This is a genomic window from Bacteroides intestinalis DSM 17393 (assembly GCF_000172175.1).
GTDB lineage: Bacteria > Bacteroidota > Bacteroidia > Bacteroidales > Bacteroidaceae > Bacteroides > Bacteroides intestinalis.
The window spans coordinates 2,692,849-2,712,326 of record NZ_ABJL02000008.1 but is presented as its reverse complement, the minus strand read 5'-3'; the positions used below and the strand labels follow the sequence as shown (position 1 = coordinate 2,712,326).

At 39.3% G+C, this 19,478-nt stretch carries 13 protein-coding genes and 1 pseudogene; 8 read left to right on the top strand and 6 right to left on the bottom strand.

The annotated features are described in order from the left end of the window. Window positions 1-66 precede the first annotated feature (66 nt). Window positions 67-1,401: a DUF1593 domain-containing protein gene (locus BACINT_RS20335; RefSeq protein WP_007666708.1), complete on the bottom strand. Its 1,335-nt coding sequence runs from the start codon at window positions 1,399-1,401 to the stop codon at window positions 67-69. A gap of 74 nt (window positions 1,402-1,475) precedes the next feature. On the opposite strand from BACINT_RS20335, the gene BACINT_RS20330 reads away from it, so the two are divergent. After that, the gene (locus tag BACINT_RS20330) at window positions 1,476-2,318 is read left to right on the top strand and encodes a helix-turn-helix domain-containing protein (protein WP_007666706.1); all 843 of its coding nucleotides are present in this window, start codon (window positions 1,476-1,478) and stop codon (window positions 2,316-2,318) included. A 183-nt stretch (window positions 2,319-2,501) separates the two neighbouring features. On the opposite strand, the gene BACINT_RS20325 is transcribed toward BACINT_RS20330, so the two are convergent. The 3 genes from BACINT_RS20325 to BACINT_RS20315 are packed head-to-tail and all read right to left on the bottom strand — an operon-like array spanning window position 2,502 to window position 5,242. After that, complete coding sequence (locus tag BACINT_RS20325) at window positions 2,502-3,074, bottom strand: adenylate kinase (RefSeq protein ID WP_007666704.1); 573 nt, start codon at window positions 3,072-3,074, stop codon at window positions 2,502-2,504. A 53-nt stretch (window positions 3,075-3,127) separates the two neighbouring features. After that, the gene (hpt, locus tag BACINT_RS20320; RefSeq protein WP_007666701.1) at window positions 3,128-3,664 is read right to left on the bottom strand and encodes a hypoxanthine phosphoribosyltransferase; all 537 of its coding nucleotides are present in this window, start codon (window positions 3,662-3,664) and stop codon (window positions 3,128-3,130) included. 39 nt (window positions 3,665-3,703) lie between these two features. Next, entirely contained in the window at window positions 3,704-5,242 is a 1,539-nt protein-coding gene (locus BACINT_RS20315; RefSeq protein WP_007666698.1) for a peptide MFS transporter, read from the bottom strand. A 271-nt stretch (window positions 5,243-5,513) separates the two neighbouring features. On the opposite strand from BACINT_RS20315, the gene BACINT_RS20310 reads away from it, so the two are divergent. Next, window positions 5,514-6,635 (top strand): retron St85 family RNA-directed DNA polymerase, encoded by a 1,122-nt coding sequence (locus BACINT_RS20310; RefSeq protein WP_007666697.1) that lies wholly within the window; start codon window positions 5,514-5,516, stop codon window positions 6,633-6,635. Here BACINT_RS20310 and BACINT_RS20305 read toward each other — a convergent pair. Then, entirely contained in the window at window positions 6,629-7,456 is an 828-nt protein-coding gene (locus tag BACINT_RS20305; protein WP_007666695.1) for a SecDF P1 head subdomain-containing protein, read from the bottom strand. The genes BACINT_RS20310 and BACINT_RS20305 overlap by 7 nt on opposite strands. A gap of 276 nt (window positions 7,457-7,732) precedes the next feature. Beyond that, the gene (gene def, locus BACINT_RS20300; RefSeq protein ID WP_007666694.1) at window positions 7,733-8,293 is read right to left on the bottom strand and encodes a peptide deformylase; all 561 of its coding nucleotides are present in this window, start codon (window positions 8,291-8,293) and stop codon (window positions 7,733-7,735) included. 288 nt (window positions 8,294-8,581) lie between these two features. On the opposite strand from def, the gene BACINT_RS20295 reads away from it, so the two are divergent. The 6 genes and pseudogenes from BACINT_RS20295 (at window position 8,582) to BACINT_RS20270 (ending at window position 19,370) form a co-directional block, all read left to right on the top strand. Then, window positions 8,582-11,518 carry a TonB-dependent receptor gene (locus BACINT_RS20295; RefSeq protein WP_007666692.1) on the top strand — a complete coding sequence of 979 codons (2,937 nt, stop codon included), beginning with the start codon at window positions 8,582-8,584 and terminating at the stop codon, window positions 11,516-11,518. Between the two features lie 27 nt (window positions 11,519-11,545). Further along, entirely contained in the window at window positions 11,546-12,817 is a 1,272-nt protein-coding gene (locus BACINT_RS20290) for a hypothetical protein (RefSeq protein ID WP_007666689.1), read from the top strand. A 12-nt stretch (window positions 12,818-12,829) separates the two neighbouring features. Next, window positions 12,830-14,704 carry a heparinase II/III domain-containing protein gene (locus BACINT_RS20285; RefSeq protein WP_007666686.1) on the top strand — a complete coding sequence of 625 codons (1,875 nt, stop codon included), beginning with the start codon at window positions 12,830-12,832 and terminating at the stop codon, window positions 14,702-14,704. Between the two features lie 15 nt (window positions 14,705-14,719). Next, window positions 14,720-15,919, top strand: a complete 1,200-nt coding sequence (locus BACINT_RS20280; protein WP_007666683.1) for a glycoside hydrolase family 88 protein — start codon at window positions 14,720-14,722, stop codon at window positions 15,917-15,919. A gap of 90 nt (window positions 15,920-16,009) precedes the next feature. Next, window positions 16,010-17,803 (top strand): annotated as a pseudogene (locus BACINT_RS20275) (glycoside hydrolase family 2 protein). 10 nt (window positions 17,804-17,813) lie between these two features. Next, complete coding sequence (locus BACINT_RS20270) at window positions 17,814-19,370, top strand: sulfatase family protein (protein WP_044155395.1); 1,557 nt, start codon at window positions 17,814-17,816, stop codon at window positions 19,368-19,370. Window positions 19,371-19,478 lie beyond the last annotated feature (108 nt).

Genomic DNA, 19,478 nt, shown 5'->3' with positions numbered 1-19,478 from the left:
ATTCTCCAAGACTACCTCAAACTTTTTTATTCCTTTTTATTTATTAATCCGTAGCGGAGGGCATTTCTAACTTATTTTTAGCACTACTCGTCTATAAACTGTAAGTGCCGGAGTTGCTTCATCCGTCAATTCTAGAATGATATGTATGTTTTTGCCCGCAGCATCAGCAGGAATATGCACTTTGCATTTTTCCGCATTATCCCCTTCTATTTTTACTTCACCTTTGTAACTGCTAGGTTCGGTATAAATACTCCACTTGTATATCAGCTTGTTACCATCAGGATCAGTTGAACCGCTGGCATCTAAAAACATGGAATTTCCGGCTTTTACCTTCTTAAAGATACATTTCAGCGAACGGTCTCCATCAAGCACTGCATGCGGATGGTGATTCACCGCTTTATAATCATCGGTTGTAGTCCACAACATACGTGCTGCAAAATTATTCCAAATGTGCTGCTGCCATTTGTTGATGGCGGCACAGCCCTCTTTGCAGCTTCCATGCATGTAATAAGGGTCATATTGTGTTTCATCTTTTCCGCTGCGCACTATAAAATCCATGCCTCGTATGCCGCTCGTCTTTTGATTGGAGAAACGGCCGCCCCATCCTCCATATTCAAGTGAGTCGGGCACGTTCAGACCATTAGCGTATACGTAAAAGAAAGAAGGAGAGTCACCTTCTGCTGCCCAAATCCTGTTAGGGTAGTGCTTGCCTAATGGTTGATGACTTTGAATATTCTGTTTAATCCATTGATCGGAGGGACCCCAACCATATACTTCTTTATTCCTGATATATACTATTTCCGGGAAGTTCTTGGCTATCCAGGCTCCGGCGTCATCTTGTCCCAAGACATCATATATACGGATTTTTGCAGTAAATTTCTTAAGATCTTTCTCACTGCGTGTATGCTTCACTTTCCATAAAGCTTGTGCTATCGTATTCATTCCACCCCAAGCTGCAAGCCATACGGGGCGTTGATCCTTTTTCTTATCAATTACCGAGATTATCAGTTCTGATCCCGGAGAATCTTTACCTTGACCTACTCCGGTCATATTAGAGGAAGGTTGCCCTCGTTTAATAATTGCCCGCAGTTGATTTAAATTGGGATATCCTTCCGCATGTTTATTCAAGCGAGGAAGAACTTCTCCAAACTGTTCTACTACTTTTGAAATTTTAGCTGTTTTATCCGGGTCGTCCATCCATACTTGCGAACTGATTAATCCCTCAATGTCGATTGCATTTGAGCATAATAACAAGTGTATCATTGACTGGATATCATCCGGATCAGTTCCCCCTAAATCGGTGGTTACAATCAGCCGATGTTTGTCCCCATTAGCAACTTGCGCCTCTGAATAAAGGCTCCATACTGTAAGAAAGAAAAAGAAGAAAAGTACTTTTTTCATGGCATTTAAAGATTATTTTTGCAAATTTACCACCAAAATGTGAATAACACTCTTTATATTTATATACGAATATAATGAATTCCGAGAAATGTTACAGTTTTGATAAGTTCCGTGAGGAGTTTAAACCTTATGGACTTACATGTGAGGCATGGGTACCCCGTGTTATGCCCAGATATGATAGGCATAATGAAATAGAGATAAATTACCTGCCTCAAGGGAATATCACTTACTTGCGACACAATGAGAAAATAACGATACCCAATAAGCGGTTTACGATATTTTGGGGGCTTATTCCTCACCAAATTATTCATTATGAAAATGTAGAAAAGTATTATGTATGTACCATTCCTTTTGCACATTTTTTGTCTTGGAAGCTTCCGGCACAGTTTGTAGACAGCTTGCTCAGAGGAGATATTCTATATGAGCAAACAGATGAATATTCTCAATATGATGAGTTCTTACTAAATAATTGGTTGAAGGATAGCGGTGTTAATACGCAATCGGGTCTTGTTTTGTTAGAAATGCAGACCAGAATCACTCGTATGGCTCATCATTTACAGTCTTCTGATGATAGTATGGCATTGGCTTCATACCAAACGACACTTATCGAAAAAATAACCATATATCTCACTAAGAATTATTGTAATGATATTAAAGCCAATGATCTCGGTGATGCAGTAGGTCTGCATCCTGATTATGCCAATCATATATTTAAGAAGGCGTTTGGTACTACAATAAGAGACTATATTGCTGAGTTAAGAATAGCCCATGCGCAACGTAAACTACTGACTACCGACATGAGCATTACCGACATTGCATACGAATGCGGGTTCAATTCTATTGCACGGTTTAATGCTACATTCTTTAAGAAAATTCAATGTACTCCACGTGAATATAAAAAGAAGGTCATGAGATAGTTTCCTGTTATTTTAGGGCAGACGGGATAATAACAAAGAGTTTAGTTAAAATAAAAATTAGAACACAAATTACACGAATTATACAAATAATACTTTTTATGTTTCTGATAATCAGAATTTATCTAACTTGAAATTTGCGTAATTTATGTAATTTGCATTCTTTTGTAATTAGATTTGTGTACTTTATTTTGCAACATCGATTGCAGCGCAAACATCAGCAAAGATTTCTTCCAATGCACCTTGTCCTTTGATGTGCTGGTATTGTCCTTCCTGCTTGTACCAGTCAATCAGCGGAGAAGTCTGTGAATGATAAACAAGAAGACGTTTCTTGATAGTCTCTTCATTGTCATCGGCACGACCGGAATCTTTACCACGTTTGATGAGGCGGGTCATCAGTTCGTCTTCAGGTACATCCAGGTCAAGCATAACGCTTACTCCTTGATTTCTTTCAGCAAGCATTTTCTTCAGAGCCTCTGCTTGTGCAATCGTACGGGGGAAACCGTCGAAGATTACACCTTTGCTGTCTTCGAAGCTGTCGAATACACTTGCAAGGATATCAATCATCAGTTCATCAGGGATCAACTGACCTTGATCGATATAACTTTTAGCTGTTTTGCCCAGTTCTGTGCCGTTTTTGATTTCTGCACGCAACACGTCACCGGTTGAGATGTGATTAATACCGTACTTTTCTACGATTTTCTCACTTTGTGTTCCCTTTCCTGAACCGGGAGCACCGAAAATTACAATGTTCAACATTTGTGATTTACAATTTAACTGTTACTTATATATACCTAATTCAAATTCCTTTTTTAATCCACTACTGTGTAAATATCCGCATAATTGCGTCCGAAACCGTCATAATCCAATCCGTAACCTACAATGAAGTCATTGGGGATTTCCATAGCTACGTATTCGATATTCAAATCCACTTTCAGCTTATCGGGTTTCACCAGTAACGAAGCGATATGAATCTCTTTAGGGTTACGTGTACCCAGCGTTTCCAGCAGGCGTTGCATAGTCAGACCAGTATCTACGATATCTTCCACAATCACTACCGTGCGATCTGTCAGGTCTTCGGTAATACCGATAACTTCCTTAATAACTCCGGTAGAGGACACCCCCTGATAAGAAGCCAGTTTCACGAAAGAAATCTCGCAGGGAATTGTAATGTTTTTCATCAGGTCGGAAGTAAACATAAACGAACCGTTCAGGACGCTGAGAAACAGAGGATTCTTACCAGCCAGATCGCGGTTGATTTCATTTGCAACGCGGGTTACTTCTTTCAGAATGTCCTGTTCCTTGATAGAAACAGTGAACTTTTTGTCTTTTATTTGTATGGTGTCCATAAGGGATAGATTTTTAAAATTGGCACAAAAATACGATTTTTATTCCACTCCATGCATCATCTTCTGTAATTTCTTTGAAAGCAGGAAGAGGATAAGAGAGGCTACACCGGACATGATAACGAATACCATAAAGAAGTCGAACATGGTTTCAATGCGGAATCCGAGCAGGGTTTTCACCTTACCGTCTTCGGGATAAAGACCTCCTAAAGTACCTGCGAATTTATTGGCTGTAGAGGTGGAAAGATACCAGATTCCCATCATGAGAGAGGCAAAACGGACAGGGGTGAGTTTGTTTACCATGGATAAGCCGATAGGAGAGAGGGCTATTTCTCCCATAGTATGGATGAAATAAAGTCCGGTTAGCCAGATAAGGCTGACTTTTACACCTGGCTGTACATCTTTCACACCGAAACAAATGACTAAATATCCCAGTGAGAGCAGCAGCAAACCGATAGCTTGTTTGGTGGGGGAAGCCGGCTCCATGCCTCGTTTGTTCAGCGCACCCCATACACTGGGCATAATGGCTGCCAGTATAACTACGAAGAAGGGATTGAAAGATTGTATCCAAGAGGCAGGCATTTCCCAACCGAAGATTGTACGGTCGGTTTGCTCGGCAGCAAAAAGGGTGAGTGAAGCACCTGCTTGTTCGTAGGCTGCCCAGAAGAATATAACGAAGAAAGCGATAATGTAAATAACGAAGATACGGTCACGCTCTATCTTTGTCAGAGAACCATCCACCAGAATGCTGACGGGGAAGATGATACAGGCTGTGAATATCCCTATACTGACCCAATCGTTGCCGAAACACCAGTAGAAGAATAGGGCAAGGGCAATGGTCAGTGCTCCGAGAAGCAAATTGTTGCGCATCTTCTTATCTTTATCTATGGCTGTTTGCTGAACTGTTTTATGTTCTTTCGGTTGCTCCCGTTTGGCGTCTGGAATAATACCGAGTGGCTTTCCGTCAGGACCGATCAGATACTTGCTCTTTTGCGTTTCAAACAGAATTACTGTGAATACTGTAACGATTGCTGCAATCAGGAATCCCCATTTGAAATCATTAGGATCACCTGTCTCACCGAAGTAACCGCAAACCAGCGGGGCAAAGAAAGAACCCACATTTACACCCATATAAAATATAGTATAAGCAGAATCCAGGCGTCTGTCTCCCGGTTCATAAAGTTGTCCGACCAATGACGAAACTGTAGGCTTAAAGCATCCGTTGCCTAAAATCAAAAAAGTGAGTCCCCCATACATCAACCAATGGGAAAGCTCTTTAGTATCCAGCATCGACGCACTGAAGAACATCAGGAACTGGCCTACTGCCATCATCATAGCACCCCAGAAAACGGAACGCCGGATGCCCCAGTATTTATCAGCAATATATCCGCCGATGAGCGGAGTAAGATAAACCAGTCCGGTATAACTGCCATAAATAGAGGCGGCATGTTCCTTATCGAACAAGAGTGCCTGGGTTAGAAACAGAATGAAAATAGCACGCATACCGTAGTAGCTGAAACGTTCTGCCGTGCTGGTAGCAAAGACGAGGTAAAGACCTTTGGGGTGTTTGGATGTACTCATTATAGTATAGATATTTTCTTTATGGGAGGCAAAGTTATAGAATCTGATGAAAAAAACGTTTCTGTATTCAAATAAATTGTCTCTCCTTTGTGCTGTAAGTGGAAAAAATATATTTTTGCATACGAAGAGGATGAGAAAAAGATTTAGCAGGAAAGAGGTGCAGTCGCCTCGTAAGCTCAAGAACTTTCTTAGAATGTAAATACTCTGGTATAAATACCACGATTTACATTAGTAAATACTCATCCTCTTCCTTTTTTATCAGCTATGTAAAATGAATGGAATTCTAATAGCGGTACTGATTGTCACTGGCTTGTTGATTTACAAAATTATCTCTTCAAGTCGTAAACAGGAAGGATACAAAAGGTGGAAAGCCGGAAACCGCGGTAATACGGAAGATATTACCGATACAGAAGCTACCCGTAAAGGATGGTTCAGCCGGTACTTTGGTGCTTCTGCTCCGATAACCATTCCGTGGTTCGACGAGGAGGCGGTGGCGAAGTGTGCCAATCTGTTGGGAGTGAAAGAAGAGGTTCTGAAGGAGATATTGAAAGATATTTCCGGGCATTACCGAGAATTCTGGATTGGTAAACGAAAAGGAGGCTATCGTATGATTTCAGCACCGGACAAAGAGTTGAAAGCCATTCAGGACACTATCAATCATCGTGTTCTGTCCTTTGTGAATATTCATCCCGCAGCTACCGGTTTTCGGTGCAAGATGTCCATTTCCGATAATGTCCGGCCACACCTGGGCAAGCCCTATGTACTGAAAACTGATATTCATGATTTCTTTGGCTCTGTACGCAGTCCGCGGATACGGAAAATGTTTGAGGACATGGGATATCCGCCCAAGATTGCAAGAGTGCTTGCGGCTTTATGTTGTGTACACAGATGTTTGCCTCAGGGAGCATCTACCAGTCCGGCACTGAGTAATATCATCTCTTATGAGATGGATAAAAAACTGGCGGCACTGGCTACTGAATATAATCTGGTTTATACCCGCTACGCGGATGATCTCACCTTTTCAGGAGATGTTTTTCCGGCGCAACAGATATTGCCTCTGATTAAGCAGATCATTCGGGAGGAAAAGTTTGAAATCAATCATAAGAAAACCCGTTTCCTGAGTGGGCATAAGAGAAAGATTATCACAGGCGTTTCCATCAGTTCCGGTGTGAAGCTGACCATTCCTAAAGCAAAGAAAAGGGAGATACGCAAGAATGTCCATTTCATTCTTACGAAAGGGCTTGCGGAGCATCAACGCCGAATAGGTTCTCATGATCCTGCTTACCTGAAGCGTCTGATCGGGACTCTTTGCTATTGGCGGTCAATAGAACCGGATAATGTGTATGTGTCCGATTCTATCGCAGCCTTGAAGCGCTTAGAGAGAAGTTATTGATTGTTGCGTTTCTGAGTTGTCGGTTCTATATCGTAGTATCCCTCTTCTGTTTTTATAATCTTGGATTTTCCCTCTTTTACCCATTTGTTCCAATCGTCGAATAGTCCGGTGATATACTGGAACAGGTCTTCCGCAATATTGATTTCCGCACCCGATTTCAGGTTCAATACTAATTGGTCGTTTTCAACGGAAAGGAATTTCTTGGCTCTGTCTACTGCAATTAAATAAACCGTTTGATTGTATGCACGGTCTTCGTTCAATCCCGTGTGGTAGTTGTAGGGACCGATTGCATCGTCAGACATTGGGCGCTTGGTTTCCAAAAAAGTGGTGTCGGTGATGGAAGCCCGTAACTTGCGGGCCTCTTCCCATGCTTTCTTATGCTCCGCGGCAATCTCTTCGTTTTTGATGTCCTCTTGAATTTGCCTGTACATGGCTTTGAACTCAGGCCCTTCACCTGAAATCGCAAAATTACCGCTTTCGATGCGAGCGTTCACCAAAGGATTACATACTACCTTGTTGTTGCATACAAAACCGATATGCTTGCCTATCGACTGTTCGGTAGCGTCTGCCCATATCTTAATGGACTGGTCGTTCACTCTACCCACAATCTGATAGGCCATTTTATCTGTTCGCTCACTCATAAAAGAGTCAAGCCTTATAGAAACAAAATCTTTGGTTGTAACGATGGGCTCTACCGAAAGGCTGTCTTGTGCGCCGCTTGTGATGTAGTACCAGCCGTTGGGGCGGTATGGTTCAAAACTCCTTCCCAATGAAGTTAACGTTAAAGACGTAATTACTAATAAAACAGTGAACGTTTTCATGGTCTGACTTTTTATATGTAGTTATTCAATCTTTATTTTAGTCCGACAACTACCTCATGGATTGATGAATGAGTCGGAATATCCGGTATCAAACATAAGATGCTCATTGTCATCTTCTAAATAATAGCTTAGAGCTGGTCCACCTAAATAATAATCATCTATATAGTTGTTGTACCTCTTTTGCAAAGATAACAACTAATCAACGTAATAACTATATAGACAGGGCAAAATAAACTTGTTTATCAGGCATTTTTTTATTGTGATACAGAAATGCTGTTACTTTTTTCTGTTTCCCTTAATAATCCGCATTAACTTATTCTTTATGAGTTGTTTTCTCAACGGAGACAAGCGATCGATGTACAATTTTCCTTGTGTGTGCTCAAATTCATGCTGAATGATTCGTGCGGTATAGCCGTAGTAAGTCCTGTTTTGCTCTTTGAACTCATTATCCTGATACCTGATTGTCACCGACCAGGGGCGTGTAACTTCTTCGTAAAGGTCGGGAATACTCAGGCAACCTTCCCCTGCAGTCCATACTTTCTCGCTATAAGCTATTATTTTTGCATTGATGAATGTTTCCTCTATTCCGCAATCCTCTTCCACAAAGAAGTGTTCTCTTTCCTTAGCGGACATATATGTATAGGTATCTTTGCTGTTTACTATGAACAGCTTGATGGGAAGATTGATTTGTGGTGCGGCTAATCCGCATCCGTCCGCATCTCTCAGCGTCTGCCACATGGTTTCTATAACTTCCTGGATATTGGGATAATTCTGTTCTATGTCTTCACATTCTTTTCTTAATACGGAGTTGCCGTAGACGGTTATCGGTTTAATCATATTCTTTTTTGTGGCAAAGGTAGGTTATAACTACCATTGTTCATCATAAATTTAGACGTATTTTCTATGTGTATACATAAGTTCTTTGCTGCGAAATTATATATATGCAAAAGGTGTTTTGAAAGCTTTAAGATGTACTCTTGACCAGATATTCTACATTTTCTGACCAGTTTTTAGTCGTTTTTGCCAATAAAAGTACAGAAATAGATATATATTGCTTTTATTTTCAACATCTCTCAATTAATTAACCATTAAATTTGCAATATAACCATTAAATTTTATACGCTTATGAAGACAAGATTGCTTATCTTATTATTATTCCTATATGTAGGAGGAAATCTAGTAGCTCAAAATGCTACAATTACGGGTGTTGTCACAGATAGTGAGACTAAGGACTTCTTAATTGGCGCAACTGTCATGCTAAAAGGTTCGAATAAGGGAACAATAACAGATGCCAATGGGCAGTATACCTTATTTATACCTAAAGGCAAGCAGACAATCCAATTCTCTTTCATTGGATATCAGACGCAAGATTTTGATGTAGATCTTAAATCTAATGAAGTGAAGACACTGAACCTCGTTATGCGTCCGGATAATCATATGTTGAAAGAAGTCGTGATCAGCGCTCAAGCCAAAGGGCAGACAGCAGCGATTAAAAGTCAGTTAAATGCAACTGGTATTATGAATGCTGTATCTGAAGAAAAGTTGCATGAACTTCCGGATGTAAATGTTGCTGATGCTATTGGCCGTCTTCCTGGTTTAATGATCCAGCGTGATGGAGGAGAGGGCCAAAAAATCATCATACGTGGTTTGGATCCTAAGTATAACTCGGTAGCTATTAACGGTATGAATGCGCCATCAACAAGTAGCACCGATCGGAGTACTGACTTGAATATGATTTCACCGGACATGATTGCTGGGGCTGAAGTATTGAAAGCCAGTACGGCCGACAAGGATGCCGATGGATTGGGAGGAACAGTAAACCTAATAATGAAAGATGCCCCGAGAGACTTCAAACTTAATGTAACCGGAGAAACAGGTTACCATTCACAAATTAATGGAATGGGGCGGTATAAAGGTGGTATCATGGCGAGCAATCGATTTTTTAGTGAAAGATTAGGTGTCATATTTACCGCAAGCGCTGACCAGACAGACCGGAGCAATGATACATTTAATGCAGCTTATAAAGTAAATGGTAATACGCCTACTCCTGGGTTTGATTACACGAAACCATGGATTACAGGGGTTAGTCTGGAATCAAATTTAGAAAAGCGTCAACGTTTTAACGTAAACCTGAATATGGATTTCGACTTGGGAAAAGGGTCTAAACTCAAAATGTCTAATCTCTTTAGTAGAATGAACAGAGATCGTGATATTCGTCAAAAACGTTATGATTTAGAAGGAACCCGATTGAGATTTCAACAAACTGACCGTAATTCACATAATACCAATATTACCAATATGTTGCAAGGCGAGTTCAATGTTTTGGGAGCAACCTTGAATCTCGGAGTGGGACGTAGTAGTTCGCGCACAAGAACCCCATACGATCACCAAATGCAATTCCGGCTGAATGCCCCCTTTACAGCTGATATCGATGCATTATCTTATCAACCTCCCTATTTGATAGCTAATTCTAAATTCGTCAAAGAAGATGATCTTACACAGTACTATCTGTATGAAGCTATTTTTAATACAGAGTTTGCCAAAGAAACAGAATACAGTGCATGGCTAGATTTAAAGAAACCTTTTAGTTTCGGCGAAAAGGTCAATGGATACATTAAAATCGGTGGAAAGTTCCGTCAAAAAGAGAGAAGCCTTGAAACTGCTCGTAGGTATAGACGTATGGATTTGTCTGAAGGAGCTGATCCGGTATTCGAGAATATGCCTGATTTAACTCCATCATCTTTCAAAAATTCCTATATAGGTATCACTGATTTCTTAGATTCTGATTATAAGCCTCACGATTTTTTAAACAATAAGTATAAGGACTTATGCATTAATTTTGCACTAGATCATAATGCCATGAGAAACTTTTATAATATAAACCAAGATATATATGGCAAGATCCTTACTACAAAAATTCTGAAAGACTATGATGGGAATGAGAATCTTTGGGCAGGATATATTATGGGTGAAATAAATTTTGGCAAGTACGTTACATTTATACCAGGCGTACGCTATGATTTTTCTCACCTGAAGTACAATGCATACAGTGGCTCTAATGTTCCTGACAATGAAGAAAAAGAACATGAGTTTGAATATGAAAAGAGTAGTGATTCCGACAAATATGGATATTGGCTACCACAAATCCATTTGCGTGTAAAGCCAACAAACTGGATGGACATCAGGCTGGCATACACTGAAACACTGTCAAGACCTGATTATAATCTGCTTGCTCCACGAACAATCATAAAACCGAATGTGAATGAAGTAACATGGAGTCGTACTAATTTGAAGCCTGCTTTATCTCGAAATTATGATGTTATATTGACGTTCTATCAACCGGATTATGGACTGTTTACTATTAGTGGATTTTATAAGGATATTAAAAACTTTACTTATACTCGCTCTGCCTATATGTTGAATGGTACAGTGACGGATCCTGCTAATTTTGACTTACCTATGAGTTTGTCAGGTGGTAGCATTACCTATCCTTTAAATAGTCCATATAATGCAACGTTGAAGGGGTTGGAATTTGATTTGCAACTGCAGTTCCGCAAAATGAGGAACTTCATGAAAGGTGTGGTATTCAGTGCTAATCTTACTCTTATGGACTCTAAAATGAACTACTTTGAAACATTGAAGTCAAGAATTAAAAATCCGGATTTTACTCCCGGAGGTACTGAGAAGCCATTCCTTCCGACCAACTCTGACATTATATATACAGACCGGTTGTTAAAGCAACCTTCCCTACTATTCAACGTTTCTTTGGGATATGATTACAAAAAATTCTCAGGCAGAATATCTTGCAACTATCAAGACGGAGTATTGATTGCAGAACAGCACCGCCAAGATGCAGCTGATGTGGAATCTACGCGTCCATTCGTGAAATGGGATATGCAGTTGAAATATAGTTTGACCAGACAATTCTCTCTGTATGCTACTTTGTCCAACTTTACACAATCTTCCGATCGTAAACGTCGTGATATAACGAACTATCCGTCCAGAGTTGAATACTATGGTTCGGCTGCATACATCGGCTTTAAATATGATATCTTTAAATAAACATTATTCCACTAAAACACTAAAGTTATGAAACTATATAAAATATATTCTAGAGCTATAGGATTACTTTTCGCATTGTCACTCTTGTGTGTGGGCTGCGAGAATGAAGATATACTCGATATTAATGATCTGGAAATCTCTCCAAGTAATCCTGAGAGTGTAGTTATTGTAGAACCGGACGATGGTATTACGTCGGTCAACGCTTTAACCAAAGCTATTAATGAAAATGGAGATGCAACATATATATTGCGTCGTGATGGAGTTTACTATATGGAAGGCAAGAATGTCTTCAAACATAATGTTGTAATTAAGGCCGAAAATGGTTCTGGCAAAATGCCTATCATACAACCTATTTGTGACGCGCAAGGAGCCTTAAATGCTGATATGATCCGTTTGGAAGGTAGCGCCACTTTTGAGAATATCTATATCATAGGTAAAGATGCGGCAACTGGTAATCTCATGCAGCGTTTATTTCGTATTGACGAATCAAATGTGAGGCTGAAATTTGACAATTGTTTTATTGACCATTGCAGGAACTTCTGTATTCGTACTGACAATGTCAATAATAAAATTTATCTGAATAACTCTACCATTCGTAATTTAGCTCTCACAAGTGATCCAGCCAATGGCAGATTGATAGATTCACGTGGAAACGAGCAAGATAGTATTGTCATCAATAATTGCTATGTTTATAATAACACTGCCCATATTGTACGATTTGATAATGTAGTCACAAACTATTTTGGAATTAAGCACAGTACATTCTATAATGTTGGGCACCATATACAAATAAACTATGCTATCAAAGTTGAAATTGAGAACAATATTTTTGCTAATGTAGGGTGGAAATCAAGTGCCGCGAGTGATGTGTTTTGGCAAATTTCAATACCAAAGAAAGATGAACGTGCTCAGGATATTAGTATGAGTGTTTGCAATAACAACTTATTTTTCTCTGAGGAATTTGAAAGACTGTTTGCCAAATACCCGCAGAATTTGAAGCGTACTACACTCTCTGACGATGGCTATCAACTGATAGAGGAAGGCAAACTGACTTTTAAAGATAATTTCTCGGAAGTACTGACTTTTGATTATCCGCCTGTTTTGCCAATGGAATATATTGACAAGTTTTTTGAGAATATGGGAAGTAATATGTCCAAATGGGCAGATCTTCCATTTTATGTTGACGAAGACGGAGTAGAAGGTATTGAAGTAGGAAAGACATTCACATTTCATTATTCAACCTCTTCCAAATCAGCAACAGCTTCCACAACCCAAGGACCTATTGGAGCATCGTTTTAAAACTAAAAGAAAATGAAGAATATACTATTTATATTTTTAGCAGTGTTATACTCTGCTTGCATATCGGCTCAAGAAGGAGATAGTAAGAAGGTTAAAGACAGGGTCCATCCCTATCTGATAATGACAACAGAAGATGAATCTGTCATCCGTTCTGCTATACAAACAGATGGAGTGTGGAAGGAATATCATGCCATCATGATAGAAGAGGCCGATAATATTCTTGGCAAGCCTAATTGCCAAAGAGTTATTCTTGGCAGAAGATTGCTTGAAGTGTCGCGTGAATGTTTGCGCAGGACGTTACTTTTAGGATATGCCTACAGAATGACTGGTGAAGTGAAATATGCCAAACGGGCAGAAAGTGAATTAGATAATGCCGCAGACTTTGTTGATTGGAATCCATCTCACTTTCTGGATGTAGCTGAAATGACTACAGCTATGGCTATCGGATATGACTGGCTTTACAATTTTATCAGTGATCAGACTAAGCTTAAAATAGAGAAAGCTATAGAAACCAAAGGTTTGAATCCATCATTAGACAGCCAATATAATAGCTGGCTCTATCGAAATAATAATTGGAATCAGGTATGTAATGGGGGAATAACACTTGGTGCCTTGGCTATTTATGATAAAATTCCAACCCTTGCTGATGAGTTGATTAACCGAGCTGTTCAGTCTGTTAAACTACCTATGTCCGTGTATGCACCTGATGGTGCGTATGCCGAAGGCTATTCCTATTGGGGATATGGGACGACTTACAATCTCCTCTTAATTGATGCTTTGGAAAATGTTATGGGAACTGATTATAATCTTTCTCAGGAACCAGGTTTCTTGAATACTGGAAAGTTTATCCAGAACATGTTACTTTCTGATGGCAAATCCTTCAACTATGGAGATTGTTCATCATCTGGTCGCGTAAGTCCTGCTATGTTTTGGTTTGCTAATAGGACTGCCGATAAAGATATTCTTTGGAGTGAGAAATACCAGTTTAGCCTGTCTTCTAAAAAGAGTATTAGGTCCTATCGATATGCTGTACTGGCTCTGATATGGGGCGCTTCTACTTCTATGGATAATCTGCCTAAACCTACTCAAAGAATGTGGGTATCGAGTAAAACAACCACTCCTGTTGCCCTTATGCGGACTACTTGGGATTATCAACAGGGATTATCCATTGCGCTCAAAGGAGGGACAGCACAATCAGGACACACACATTTGGATGCCGGTTCTTTTATCTTTATCAGTAAGGATACTCGCTGGAGTACGGATTTAGGTCCTCAGGATTACAACTCATTAGAATCCAAAGGCATTGATTTGTGGAATAAGAGTCAGGAATCTGATCGTTGGAAAGTGTTTAGATACAATAACCTGGCTCATAATACACTTTCTTTTGACAATAAATATCAAAATGTGAATGGTTATGCAACGATTACAGACTTTTCGGATAATGAAAACTACATGTATGCTATTGCAGACCTTACCAAGATATACGAAGGTCAAGCAAAGGAAGTAAAAAGAGGAGTAGCTATCGTTGATTCTCACTACGCCGCTGTTAGGGATGAAGTAAAGACATTGGGACAGCCCACTGTTATTCGCTGGAATATGGTGACGGAAGCTCAACCTGCTATTATAGGAGAACATACAATACAGCTATCCCAGAATGGAGAAAAACTGTTATTGGAGGTGGAATCTCCGGCAAAGGTCAGAATGAAAACTTGGAGTGCGACATCACCCAACAGTTGGGATGCCAAAAATCCGGGTGTGACATTCGTTGGGTTTGAAGCTGAACTGCGGCCCAATACAACAGAAGTATTGCAAGTTAAACTCATACCGGAAGGTAATTTCGATTCCAACAAAGAAATAATGCCGTTAACTGATTGGAAAAATAACTAATAATAAAAATTTTATATGAAGAAAAAGACATTGATTTTGGCAGTCCTAGTAATAGGACTACTCTTACCATCATGCAGTAATAATAGTAATGATATGATGAGTTCTGTGATAGAAAAAGGATTAAAACGTAGCATTGAACAGTCTGAATTTATGGCTGCCAGTCTGATGGATCAGCCTGACAGGCTTCCAAAAACTACAGAGAAAGATGGAACTCTTGTTACGTCAGATACGCATTGGTGGTGTAGTGGTTTTTTTTCAGGAACTTTATGGATGCTTTATGAAGCTACTGGGAATGAAACGCTGAAAAAATATGCAGAAAACTATACGATGCGTATTGAAAAGGAGCAATATGCTTTAGATACGCATGATTTAGGCTTTATGATGAACTGTAGTTTTGGAAATGGTTACAGAATAACAGGAAATGAAAATTATAAAAAAATCCTGTTACAAAGTGCCCGGTCATTAGCAACACGCTATAACGAAAATATAGGAGTTATTCGTTCGTGGGATAATAAGCCTAAATGGATGTATCCTGTAATTATTGACAATTTAATGAATTTGGAACTATTAGAAAATGCATATAAATTATCACAGGACTCATTGTTTGATAAAATTGCAAACAGCCATGCTACGATAACTATAACAAATCATTTTCGCCCGGATTATAGTTCATGCCATGTTGTAGATTATGATACCATAACTAATAAAGCGCTCAAAATGGATACCCATCAAGGATATTCAAGTACTTCGGCATGGGCACGTGGACAAGCGTGGGGATTGTATGGCTATACAATGATGTATAGAGAAACCCAGAACGAAAAATATCTTCAGCAAGCCATTAACATTGCGAAGTTTATCTTGCACCACCCAAACCTTCCGGAAGACAAGATACCTTATTGGGATTTTGATGCACCTAATATTCCGGACGAACCGCGGGATGCTTCTGCTGGAGCTATCATAGCATCCGCTCTGTTAGAATTGGGTCAATACGTCAATGATGATAAGCTTTCTAAAGAATATCAGTCTGTAGCCGCTCAACAACTGAGAACACTCTCGTCAGACGAGTACTTGGCGGCTCCCCAGACAAATGGTGGGTTTATTCTTAAGCATTCAGTGGGAAATAAACCCCGAAACAGTGAAGTTGATGCTCCACTTACGTATGCCGATTATTATTATGTAGAAGCGTTACTCAGATATAAGAAACTGTTGCAATAGGTATTTCGGCCAATTATATAAGAATGCGGGTTAGGACGGTTAAGACAATCTAACCTGCATTTTATTTATAAACAACACTTAACAACTACCATGAAAAAGAAATTGGTTTATTTGTTTTTACTATTATGGGGCTGCTGCAATCAAGTACAGATTGCACGCGCCCAATTTGCTATGACAAACGTATATGGACGGAAATATGTACTATTAAATGGGAAATGGGATGTAATCATAGATCCTTATCTGCATGGGCATAAAGACTCTATCTATAAGGATAAACCTTTAAAAAGTAAGTCCGATTTCAAAGAATATGCTTTTGAAGGAGGAGTACGGCTTAATGTACCGGGTGACTGGAATTCTCAATATCCGGAATTAAAATATTATGAAGGTACAGTATGGTACGCAAGGCATTTCAGTATAAAAAGGAGTTCTGACGAAAATGTATTTCTATATTTCGGGGCAGTAAATTACCAATGCACTGTATATCTGAATGGAACCAAAGTGGGGGAGCATGAAGGAGGATTTACTCCATTTCAGATAAATATAACAGACTATATTGTTTCTGGAGACAATTTTCTTGTATTGGAGGTTAATAACTATAGAAATAAAGATGCGATACCTGCTTTACTCTATGACTGGTGGAACTATGGTGGCATAACTCGGAATGTTATGATTGTGAAAACTCCCCAACTATATATTGATCATTATTTTATACAGTTAGACAAATATAAGCCGGATCTGGTTCATGTCAAAGTACAACTTTCTGAAAAGCGTGTAAATGAAAATATCCGAATTACTATTCCCGCTTTAAATGTACTTCGACAGTTGAGCACAGATAGTACAGGCATGGCGCAGACTTCCATAAAAGTTAAGCGGTTACAACGGTGGTCACCGCAAACGCCTCAGCTATATCTGGTTCAACTGGCTACTCGCAGCGATACTATTAAAGAAGAACTCGGATTTAGAAATCTTTATGTCAAAGGGAAACAAATTTATCTGAATGGTAGTCCTGTTTTTATGAAGGGTATCAGTTTTCATGAAGAAATAGCTCAGAGACAAGGTAGAGCTTTCTCTCAACAAGACGCAGTAGCTCTGTTATCCGAAGCAAAGGCATTGGGAGCTAATTTGATACGACTGGCACATTATCCTCAAAATGAGTACATCGTAAGATTGGCTGAAAAAATGGGTTTCATGCTGTGGGAAGAAATACCACTTTGGCAAAATATAGATTTCACTAGTAAAGCAACTCTGTAGAAAGCATTGACTATGCATTCTGAAATGATAATGAGAGATAGAAACAGATGTGCTTTGACATTTTGGGGAATTGCTAATGAAACCAGTCCCTCCAAGTCGCGTAACAGTTTTCTAAAAGAAATTATAAATAATTGTCAAAAGATGGATACCACCCGTTTGCTTACTGCTGCTTTTGATAAGGTGAAGTGGAATGGTGATACCCAAACATTTGAGTTGGAGGATACACTTACAGAATATCTGGACGTTGTATCTATCAATAAATATATGGGGTGGTATCATCCGTGGTCAATTAAGCCGTCTGAGATTAGCTGGAATATCTGTCCAGATAAACCGCTTTTTATTTCCGAATTTGGTGGAGAAGCATTATACGGCCAGTCTGGAGATGCTACAGTTGCGAGTTCTTGGAGTGAAGAATATCAGGAACGGCTATATAAGGACAATTTAGAAATGTTTATCTCTATTCCTAATTTGACAGGTATAGCCCCTTGGATTTTGTTTGATTTTCGTTCTCCTTATCGTTTTCACCCGCTCAATCAAAATGGTTGGAATCGAAAAGGGTTAATTTCAGATCAAGGATATCGCAAAAAAGCATGGTATGTAATAAATGAATTCTATAAAAACATTAACTTTTAAATATCTGACAATGAATATTCATATACTTTCTTTACTAAGTGTTGCAACTATTGCACAAGTATCAATTGCGACGGCACAGACTGCGCCTAGGGTCAATATTTTGTTTTGTGTAGCTGATGATGCAGGTCATATGAGTGCTTATGGGGTTCCATGGATAAATACACCTGCATTTGATACTGTAGCTCGCAATGGACTTTTATTTAATAATATGTATACATGTAATGCCAAATCCGCACCCTCACGTGCTGCTATGATTACAGGTAGAAATTCATGGCAGTTGGAAGAAGCCTGTAATCATTGGCCGAACTTTCCTGAGAAATTTAAATCCTATCCGGAAGCTTTAGCTGATAATGGATATTATGTAGGCTGTACGGGAAAGGGTTGGGGACCTGGATATGCTGTCAATTCAAGAGGTGAGAACCGAAATCTCACCGGGCAGGTATGGAACAAACGTAAACTTACGCCTCCAACTACGGGGATTTCTGATTGTGATTATGCAGCCAATTTTAACGATTTTCTAAAGAGTTGGGACAAGTCTAAGCCATTTTGTTTTTGGTATGGAGCACTTGAACCGCACCGTGGCTATGAATATGAATCTTCTAAGCGCTTTGGGAAGAATATCAATGATATTGATTCTGTACCGTCCTATTGGCCAGACAATGAGGTTGTGAGAAGAGATATGCTGGATTATGCAGTGGAAGTAGAGCATTTTGATAAACATTTAGGTCTGATACTTCAGTCTTTAGAGGAAATAGGCGAACTTGACAATACTGTTATAATTGTTACTTCTGATCATAATATGCCTTTTCCACGTTGTAAAGGACAGGAGTATTATAACTCCAATCATATCCCAATGGCAGTCATGTGGAAGAACGGGATAAGACATCCGGGAAGACAGATCAATGAATACATCAGTGTCATAGATTTGGCACCTACTATTTTGAAGGTAGCAGGTATAAGTGAAATGCAATCAGGGATGCAAGCTATCACTGGAAGAGACTTTGTTGACTTGCTGAAAGATGAAAACACAGGGATAGACCGTAATTACGTAATGATTGGTAAAGAACGGCATGATGTAGGTCGCCCCAATGATCAGGGATATCCTATCCGTGGGTTGATCAGAGAAGACTTCCTTTACCTTAAAAACTTTAAACCTGAACGCTGGCCTGCAGGTGATCCTGAAACAGGTTATATGAATGTGGACGGTAGCCCTACTAAAACTGAGATCCTGAAAGCCCGTCATAATCCCAAAACAAAATATTTATGGCAACTGTCTTTTGGGAAACGGGAAACGGAGGAATTATATAATATAAAAAAGGATCCTAATTGCATGGTCAATTTGATTCAAAAGAAGGAATATGCTTGCATAAAAGATAGAATGGAAGAAGAAATGACCAGACGATTATTGGATCAAAAAGATCCGCGAATGTATAATAAGGGGGATATCTTTGATAAATATCCGGACACCAGCGAAGCCCATGACTTTTGGCACAGGATAAGGAACGGAGAGCGAGTTCCGGCAGATTGGATTAATCTTTCTGATTTTGAAAAAGACTTTCCACAATAAGAGTTTTTCCAATAAAAAAAGAAAATAAAAGAGTATCTATATGATATTTCATCCGCAGATGACACAGATTTATAATAGTAAATAATTGCTATATCTGAAGAATATCTG

Excerpts from the sequence above, each read along its gene's own strand:
- BACINT_RS20335 (WP_007666708.1), bottom strand. The coding sequence starts at position 1,401 with ATGAAAAAAGTACTTTTCTTCTTTTTCTTTCTTACAGTATGGAGCCTT.
- BACINT_RS20330 (WP_007666706.1), top strand. The coding sequence starts at position 1,476 with ATGAATTCCGAGAAATGTTACAGTTTTGATAAGTTCCGTGAGGAGTTT.
- BACINT_RS20325 (WP_007666704.1), bottom strand. The coding sequence starts at position 3,074 with ATGTTGAACATTGTAATTTTCGGTGCTCCCGGTTCAGGAAAGGGAACA.
- hpt (WP_007666701.1), bottom strand. The coding sequence starts at position 3,664 with ATGGACACCATACAAATAAAAGACAAAAAGTTCACTGTTTCTATCAAG.
- BACINT_RS20315 (WP_007666698.1), bottom strand. The coding sequence starts at position 5,242 with ATGAGTACATCCAAACACCCCAAAGGTCTTTACCTCGTCTTTGCTACC.
- BACINT_RS20310 (WP_007666697.1), top strand. The coding sequence starts at position 5,514 with ATGAATGGAATTCTAATAGCGGTACTGATTGTCACTGGCTTGTTGATT.
- BACINT_RS20305 (WP_007666695.1), bottom strand. The coding sequence starts at position 7,456 with ATGAAAACGTTCACTGTTTTATTAGTAATTACGTCTTTAACGTTAACT.
- def (WP_007666694.1), bottom strand. The coding sequence starts at position 8,293 with ATGATTAAACCGATAACCGTCTACGGCAACTCCGTATTAAGAAAAGAA.
- BACINT_RS20295 (WP_007666692.1), top strand. The coding sequence starts at position 8,582 with ATGAAGACAAGATTGCTTATCTTATTATTATTCCTATATGTAGGAGGA.
- BACINT_RS20290 (WP_007666689.1), top strand. The coding sequence starts at position 11,546 with ATGAAACTATATAAAATATATTCTAGAGCTATAGGATTACTTTTCGCA.
- BACINT_RS20285 (WP_007666686.1), top strand. The coding sequence starts at position 12,830 with ATGAAGAATATACTATTTATATTTTTAGCAGTGTTATACTCTGCTTGC.
- BACINT_RS20280 (WP_007666683.1), top strand. The coding sequence starts at position 14,720 with ATGAAGAAAAAGACATTGATTTTGGCAGTCCTAGTAATAGGACTACTC.
- BACINT_RS20270 (WP_044155395.1), top strand. The coding sequence starts at position 17,814 with ATGAATATTCATATACTTTCTTTACTAAGTGTTGCAACTATTGCACAA.